The organism is Verrucomicrobiales bacterium (genome assembly GCA_016793885.1).
Taxonomy (GTDB): Bacteria; Verrucomicrobiota; Verrucomicrobiia; order Limisphaerales; family UBA11320; genus UBA11320.
The window spans coordinates 19,981-28,280 of the sequence record JAEUHE010000162.1 but is presented as its reverse complement, the minus strand read 5'-3'; the positions used below and the strand labels follow the sequence as shown (position 1 = coordinate 28,280).

3 protein-coding genes are annotated in these 8,300 nt (G+C 59.8%); 1 reads left to right on the top strand and 2 read right to left on the bottom strand.

The genetic code is table 11. The features are described from left to right. Nucleotides 1-493 precede the first annotated feature (493 nt). Nucleotides 494-1,969 carry a DEAD/DEAH box helicase gene (locus JNN07_18725; GenBank protein MBL9169781.1) on the bottom strand — a complete coding sequence of 492 codons (1,476 nt, stop codon included), beginning with the start codon at nucleotides 1,967-1,969 and terminating at the stop codon, nucleotides 494-496. Between the two features lie 22 nt (nucleotides 1,970-1,991). Continuing rightward, a complete protein-coding gene (gcvH, locus tag JNN07_18720) occupies nucleotides 1,992-2,378 on the bottom strand; it encodes a glycine cleavage system protein GcvH (protein MBL9169780.1) in 387 nt (128 codons plus the stop codon). Between the two features lie 137 nt (nucleotides 2,379-2,515). Here gcvH and JNN07_18715 point away from each other — a divergent pair, with 137 nt between their 5' ends. Continuing rightward, complete coding sequence (locus JNN07_18715; protein ID MBL9169779.1) at nucleotides 2,516-8,269, top strand: CotH kinase family protein; 5,754 nt, start codon at nucleotides 2,516-2,518, stop codon at nucleotides 8,267-8,269. The last annotated feature ends 31 nt before the right edge of the window (nucleotides 8,270-8,300 follow it).

Below are 8,300 nucleotides of genomic sequence, written 5' to 3'. Positions count from 1 at the left end.
CTGAGCATTACCCACAAGTTCTTCGACCAAATGTTAGAATCCCAAAGGGATTCCGCCTCAAAGCCCAGGGTTGGCGCGACGCAGGAGCGCCTACCCTGGGTTAGTCGTTGTTTTCTCACAACCCCATCGCGGGTTGCGCTTGGTATCACCTGAAGCCCCACAGGGTTCGCAACCCACGATGGGGTTGTGAATTCTATGGGTTTTTCCCAGGGTAGCTCGTTCCTCGCAACCCTGGGCTTTGAGGCGCTATCCCGTTGGGATAGAGGTCCAAGATCTTCTAAACTTGTGGGTAATGCTTAGGGCACGACAGCGCTGTTCCTTCACGTCACCTTACCGCTCCAACGGACGCACTTACCATAAGGCACACCTCCAGTGAATCCGACGCTCGCAGGAAAAGCGGAGACGTGTCTCCGCGCTCCATAGGGCCACACAACTGCCCACATCGTTCGGCGGTGCGAGCTCCGTAAGAATCTTGGCACCTCCTGAGCGCCCGCTAGCGGGAGCTGCGCCAAGTTCGGCCGCGGCCGCTGCCGGAGCGCCCGTTGGTCGAACGTCCGCTGGCGGAGGACGGCGAGGGGCGAAGATTGCCTCCCTCCCGATTCCCGTTGACCTCCCTCGGCTTGTTGTGGCTTCCGCCTCGGGAGGAGGAGGCCGGCCGTGAATGAGAGGACTGGCCTTGACGCTGTGGGCCGGAATGCGAGCCGGAGCCAGGTTTCGAGTGAGACCCCGAATGAGAGCTCGGCTTGGAATGGGAGTGGGAATGGGTGTGGTGCGATGGCCTGGCTCGGTCAGGCGCATGAGCTTCAGGCCGCTGGGCGTAATCGAAGTTCTCGACCCTGGTTTTCACCAAGTTGCGTCCGATGAACCGCTCCAATCCTCGCAGCGCATCCCGGTCTTCCGGGGTGACAAAACTGATCGCATCTCCAATCGCTTGCGCGCGCCCCGTGCGCCCGATGCGGTGCACATAGTCTTCAGGATGCATGGGGAAGTCGTAGTTGATGACATGCGAGATGCCGTCGACGTCGATACCCCGGGCAGCGATGTCGGTAGCCACCAGGACTCGAACTTTGCCCTCTTTGAAGTCACGCAGGGCGCGCAGCCGCTGGCTTTGAGAGCGGTCCGAGTGCAGCGCGGCCGTCGGAATGTTCTGCGCATGGAGTTTTTTCGCCAACCGGTCCGCTCCATGTTTGGTGCGGGAAAAAACCAGCACGCTACGGAGTCCGTTGGATTGAAGCAGGTGAATCAGAAGCGTCGATTTGAGCGCGGCGGGAACCTCGTGGGCGACCTGCTTGACGGTGTCGGCCGGATTGGTGCGGCGGCCGATTTCGATGCGCTGCGGATGACGCAGGAATTCGTGGGTCAGCTCCTCGATGTCCTTGGAGAGAGTGGCGGAGAACAGCAAGGTCTGACGGCGACGGGGCAAGGCGCGGACGATCCGTTGGATCGAGGGCAAGAAACCCATGTCCAGCATGCGATCGGCTTCGTCTAGGACGAGGAATCGCAGGTGAGAGAACCGGCTGTTGCCGCGGTCCATGAGATCCAGCAGTCGGCCGGGCGTGGCCACGATGATATCCACACCGTGGCGAAGTGCTTGGATCTGGGGGTTTTCACCGACCCCTCCGAAGACAGTGGCGATCTTCAAGGGAAGATATCGGCCATAGATCTGGGCATTCTCGGCGATTTGGACCACCAGCTCGCGTGTGGGAGCCAGAATGAGCGCACTTGTTCCACCGGCGTGCGCGTGGCCATGAGAGCCCGTTGCAGATGGGGGGGCGGTGCGCAGCTTTTCGAGCATCGGGAGGACGAAAGCGGCGGTTTTGCCCGTACCGGTCTGGGCGATTCCGATCACGTCCTGGTCCTTGAGGATCGGAGGAATCGCTGCCAGCTGAATCGGTGTAGGGGTTTCGTAGCCGGCTTCGGTTACGGATCTGAGGATTTCGGTTCCCAAACCGAATTCGCGAAAAGTCATAGGGTGTGGGAACGGATGCCGTTTAGGAGCCGATGGACTGGGAATAATCCTGCGGACTGAGCAAGCTCCCTGCCTCGTCCGGTGCACTGAGTTTCAGCTTAAAGAACCACCCGTCCCCGTAGGGCTGATCGTTCACCAAGCTTGGGTTCTGTGCCAGTTTTTCGTTGATGCTGGTCACCTCGCCGCTGACCGGGGAGTAGATGTCGCTCGCGGTTTTGACCGATTCTACCACCGCGCAGGCCTCGCCGGCGGCGACCTTACGCCCGACGGAGGGCAACTCGACAAAGACTACGTCGGTGAGCTCGTGCTGGGCATGGTCGGTGATGCCGACGGTTGCGACCCCGGACTCCACGCGAATCCACTCGTGGGATTTCGCATATCTCAGATCTGATGGCACTTTTGAGCTCATAGCAAGTCAGCGGGAAACCATTATCGCCAAAAGAGTCCGGAGACAAAGCCTTTTTTATGGATCTTCTGGCTTTACCGGGCGGCGTTAATTGAGTCACACTCCATCCTAGTACAACCCCGTAGCCGTCGTATCCGAAAATGAGGAGAATCCGCCCGTCCAGTTTGCTCTTTCTGGCTCTGGGGCTTTTTGTTTTTTGGAATCCGTTCCGCCTCGCTGCCGAGGTGTTGCTGAACGAGTTTATGGCGGCCAATGCTACGACTCTTGCCGACGAGGATGGCGATTACCCTGATTGGATTGAGGTGCACAACTCAGGAGTTGAAGCGGTCGATTTAGGAGCATGGTCGCTCACGACTCGACCGGGAGTTGGACGGGAAAAGCGGTGGAGTTTTCCTTCCACCAACCTCCCCGCTGGCGACTTCATGGTGATCTATGCCTCCGGCAAAGATCGTCGTGTGGCCGGTTCTCCACTACACACGGACTTCAAGCTGAGCAGAAACGGGGAGCCTTTGCTGTTGTTGGATCCTCTGGAGAGGCCCGCGCTGGGATCGTTTTTTGTGCCTTTCCCCCCTCAACCGGATGATGTCTCCTACGGGCTTGGCCGGAGCTCGGCCGATGAGGTGCTCCTCGAGGTGGGGGATAGCCATTTCTCGCTAGTGCCGACGGACGCTAGTGTCGAGCGCGAGTGGATGCAGCCCGGGTTCGCCACCCCGAGCTGGGACACAGGGGTGGGGGGAATTGGTTATGAAACGCGGGAGCCAGGCGAGCTTACCCTGCATCCCCTGATTGCCGACAACGTTCGTTCCCGCCTCTACCAGCGCAACCCCGGTCTCTACCTGCGGGTGCCCTTCGTGGTGCGGGATCCTCAAGCGGTGGAGGAGATGTCCCTGCAGCTCTGGCATACCGACGGTTTCGTCGCCTGGGTGAATGGGATGGAGGTGCTCAGCGCCTTTCGTCCCTCGGACCTGCGGTGGAACAGCGTGTCGGTGGGATCCCGCGATCCGGCCGAAGCCCTCCGTCCTGCGCTGGCTGAGTTGGGCGAGGAAGCGTTGCGAGTCCTGAGGCCGGGCACGAACTGGCTGGCATTGCATGGGTTCTCCCGAGATGCGGGTGCTGCTCAATTTCTGCTTCGACCTCGGCTGATCGGATCACGCGGCACTTCCTCCACCAATCTGCTGCGCTACTTTACCCTCGCGACTCCAGGGCGCCGCAACGGGCTGGGTTCACTCACCCTGGGTCCTGCATTGTCCGAACTCTCTCGTCCACCGTCGGGCGTGGAACCGGGTCAAGCGGTCTGGGTGACGGTGAAAGCCTCGGCGATCTTCCAGCCCATCCAGGCAGTGGAGCTGCGCTATCGGGTGATGTATGGGGAGGAGGCGATGGTGCCGATGAGGGACGACGGTCTTGGCGGGGATGCCCAGGCACGGGATGGAATCTTCAGTGCGGTGATCCCGCCGGGACAGGCATTGCCTGGAGAGATGCTGCGTTGGTATGTGACGGCGCGAGACACTCTGGGGCGGGGCTCGCGGCTTCCCGCCTGGGAGGATCCTTTGAACTCTCAAGCCTACGTGGGAACTTTGGGGGCGACGAACATCTCCACGGCATTGCCCGTTTTTCACTGGTTTCTGGAGAACCGGTACGTCAATGCAGCCGCTACTCGGAGTGGCACTCGTTGCACCGTGTTTTATGCCGGCGAGTTGTACGACAACGTTCACGTCCGGTTACGCGGCGAGAACTCCGTCACCTGGGACAAGAAGAGCTATAAATTTGATTTCAACCCGGATCAACGGTTTCGCTACGGTCCGAGTGAGCGGAGGGTGGATGAGATCAATCTCAACAGCACCTGGAGCGACAAGACGCATCTGCGTCAGGTGTTGAGCTGGGAGGTCTATCGCGATGCGGGTGCGCCGGGATGTCGGAGCTTCCCTCTGCGCATCCACCAGAACGGGCTATTTCACAGCCTGGCAGTGTTCGTGGAGCAGCCGGACGAGGTCATGTTGGAGCGGAATGGGCTGAGTCCTCGAGGCAGCCTTTATAAGATCAACAACGCCTTGGAATCGACCGAGGGAGCCGAGAAGCTTCTCCCGCGCGATGCTCGGTTTGAGGAGCTGCAGGATTTTGTTGACGGCATTTCCGCGGGCAATCCCCGACAGGCCCTCTACCTCTTCGACCATCTGGACATCCCGTCGGTAGTGAACTATCTGGCCGCGACCGTGTTGATTCATGACAACGATTGCACGGCCAAGAATTACTTTCTCTATCACGACCTTGAAGGCTCGGGGGAGTGGCAGGTCCTGCCTTGGGACAAGGATCTGACTTTCGGAAGAAACTTTCGCAGCCGAGCCGGCTTGTCGGATGAGATCTGGGCGGACTTTGACCACACCAACTCGATCGGATCGGATCATCCCTTTTCCTCTCCGAGCCATCCACTGTTCATGGATCAAAACCATCAGAAGGAGAACGGGCAGTGGAATCGCTTGACGGAGGCGCTCTATTCCAATCCCTCGGTGCGCCAGATGTACCTGCGTCGGTTGCGTTCGCTCATGGACGACTTGTTGCAGCCCAATGAAACTCCCCTATCGGACCGCAGACTTGAGCGCAGGTTGGACGAGCTGCTGCACGCGATGGAGCCTGAGTCCCTGCTGGACCGGGCACGTTGGGGATACCCCACCTATGGGGTGCCGCAGACCATGGGTATGGCGGTGCAGATTCTGCAATCCGAGTATTTGGTTCGCAGGCGCCATCACTTCTTTGTTTCCCACAGCGTGACCAACGCCGCGGTGATGCCGGACAGCGCGCGAATTCCTGAGCCGGAGCCTCCCGATCCCGTGTTACAGTTTGGGGTGATCGAACGGTCTCCGCTGAGTGGAAATCCGGAGGAGCAATTCGTGGAGGTGCTCAACCCAAATCCCTACGCAGTGGATATCTCCGGGTGGGCGGTGCAGGGCGGGGTTCGGCATCTTTTTCGGCCAGGCACCGTGGTCCCGTCGGGAGGACTCCTGATCCTGACTGCGAATCGGCGGGCGTTCCGTGAGCGGTCACTGCAGCCTCGGGGCGGAATGGGCCTCCTAGTTCAGGGCAACTATCAAGGGAGGCTCGGGTCTGGTGCCATGCACGTGGAACTCGTGGATGGCTCGCGCGTGGTCGCCCGAGCCGAGTTGGCCGACATTCGAACCGCCCGGCAGCGGCAACTCGTCCTGAATCGGCTGATGTATGAGCCCGCGGTTCTGAATGGTGGCCGATGTGAGTCGGATGAAGAGTTAGAGTATGTCGAGCTCCGCAATCTTGGTCCCGAACCTTTAGATCTGCGGGGCGTCCGCTTTACCGAAGGAATCCATTTCGACTTTGCTGATAGCCGCATCCCATTCCTTCCTGCTCCATCCGATGCATCCGCTCCAAGCCGGTCGTTGTTTCTAGTCAAGAACCGGGCCCGATTTGTGGCCCACTACGGACTGGAGGACCGGATCGCCGGGGAGTATGTGGGGAGCTTGGACAATCAGGGCGAACGCGTTCGTCTCGAGGAACCCAACGGCGAGCCGCTGCTCGACTTTCACTATCAACCCGCCGCGCAACCTCTGACCCGAGGTCTGGGCTTTGGGCTGGCCTGGTCCGCCACGCTCACCGGCAGTTTTCAGGTTCCTGGAGGGCCGGAAGGGTCTTGGATTCTTGGACCCTGGGAAGCGATTCCTGGACCGGTTCCTGCGTTGTCGACCGCCCAGACCCCACCTTCGGTTCTGATCAACGAGATCATCGCCGCGCCCGAAGAAGGGCGGTCGGATACCATTGAGTTGACTGGAGCCGAGCATACGGAGATCGGAGGCTGGTTCTTGAGCGATGAATTTCGTTTTCCAATGAAATACCGACTCCCATTTGGAACTCGGATTCCGTCCGGAGGATTCTTCGTCATTGACGCGGCTTCGTTCGGCGTGGCTTCCGGAGGTTTTCCGGGGTTTGGGCTGGCTCGCGAAGGGGAGAGTGTTCATCTCTTTTCGGCGAGTCCTGAGGGAAAACTGACCGGATACCATCACGGCGCGCCTTTTCCGGCCCAGGCTCTCGGTGCTTCCTATGGTAGATTCGAGTTCTCCGATGCTTCGGGGGGCGAGCGTTGGGCTTCGTCCCGTGTTCCTAGCCTGGGCACGACCAACGCTCCGCCGCGCCCTGGTCCTGTGGTCTTTTCGGAGATCATGTATCACTCCCCAGATGCATCCGATGGCAGTCAGCTTACGGACCTGAGTTTCATCGGGCTTCACAACACCTCCGGACAGCGTGTTTTGGCATTTGACCCCCTGATGCCTACCAACACTTGGAGCATTACCGGCAGCATTGAATATCGTTTCCCTCGGCAGTTTGTTTTTCCACCCGCGGGTGAGGTTTTGCTGGTGGGCTTTGATCCTGTCCGCCAGGTGGACCATGCGGAGGCCTTTCGACGTTTTCATGGAGTGCCGACGACGGTGCGAATGCTGGGACCCTGGAAGGGCAACCTGGGTCCGGAGGGTGGGTGCCTAGTGATGAAGAGCATCGCGATTGCGGGCGAGGCTTCGAGACAGGATTTCATTCAGGATGAGGCCTGTTACACGGCTACTCCGCCCTGGGATGCCTTGGCTGACGGACAGGGACCCTCGCTCAGCCGGATCGATCCTTTAGCCCTGGGGACCGAACCCGGCAACTGGGTGGCGACGGCTCCCAACCCTGGGCAGCATTACGATCCTGCGCTGCGTCCTTCGATTCTGATCCACCCGGCGGACCGGGTGGTGGACGGTTACTCGGACGCAACTCTGGGAGTGTTGGCCGGACCCGATCCGACCTTGCGCTATCAGTGGCGCCGGAACGGAAAACCGCTGCCCGGCGCGGTGGGATCGATTTTGCGGCTGCCTCAGATTCCGCCCCGTGACTCGGGACGCTATGATGTTGTGGTGATGGGTCGGGGAGGGGTGCTCGTCAGCGAGGCTGCGAGGCTGGAGGTGCTTCAACCGCCGATCGTGTACTCCCATCCAGCCCCTCCACTCATCCCGGTTTTGGGTTCCAACTACGTTCTCAGTGTGGGGGTCATGCGCCAGGCTGCTCCCCTCACTTATCAATGGTTCTTCAATCGCCAGCCGCTGTTGGGCGAGGTGGGATCCGAGCTGCGTTTGAGTCGGCTCAGCAGGGAGATGGCTGGATCCTATAGCGTGATCGTGAGCGATGGACGCGCTCGAGTGGAAAGCCGGCCTGCGGTCATCCAGCCGCTCATGCCTCCGCTGGTGATTCAGAGTCCAGAGAGCCAAATGGTGAATGTGGGCGAGACCATCGTTCTAAGAGCCCGTGCGATCGGAGCTGAGCCAATGGTCTATTTCTGGCGCAAGAACGGCGTCTATCTCAAAGGCGAATACCGTCCGGATTTGATCATTCCACGCGCCTCGTTGACCAATGCCGGGGTTTATTCAGTGGTGGTGAGCAACATCACCACTCCGCGGCTGATCCCGCCGCTCGAGCGCGCGAATGTCTTGGTCTTGGGCGACACCGATGGAGATGGGATGCCGGATATTTGGGAGCTGACTTACCAGTTTCGATTCGATCGGCCGGGCGATGCCTGGGAAGATGCAGACGGAGATGGCTTGAACAATCTTCAGGAGTATTTGGCAGGCACCCACCCTCGGGATCCTTCCGACTTCGTGCGCATCGATCGATTCGATCGTTCGTCCCTCCCCTCGATGGGGATGCTGAGTTTTAGTTCGATATCCAATCGTGCCTACGTGGTGCAGGTGGCGGATCAGATAGGCAGTCCGTGGAGCAACTGGATGCGTTTTCCCTCGCTGACGACCAACTCGCGCGTGAATGTGGTCATCCCCTTTCCGGAGGCATCCCAGCGTTATTTCCGGTTGCTGTTGCCCAAGGTCGGGGAGCAGATCCAGTAGGGCAGGGTTGGTTGGTTTTAGGTTTAGACAA

Coding starts and splice junctions, on each gene's coding strand:
- JNN07_18725 (MBL9169781.1), bottom strand. CDS start 1,969: ATGACTTTTCGCGAATTCGGTTTGGGAACCGAAATCCTCAGATCCGTA.
- gcvH (MBL9169780.1), bottom strand. CDS start 2,378: ATGAGCTCAAAAGTGCCATCAGATCTGAGATATGCGAAATCCCACGAG.
- JNN07_18715 (MBL9169779.1), top strand. CDS start 2,516: ATGAGGAGAATCCGCCCGTCCAGTTTGCTCTTTCTGGCTCTGGGGCTT.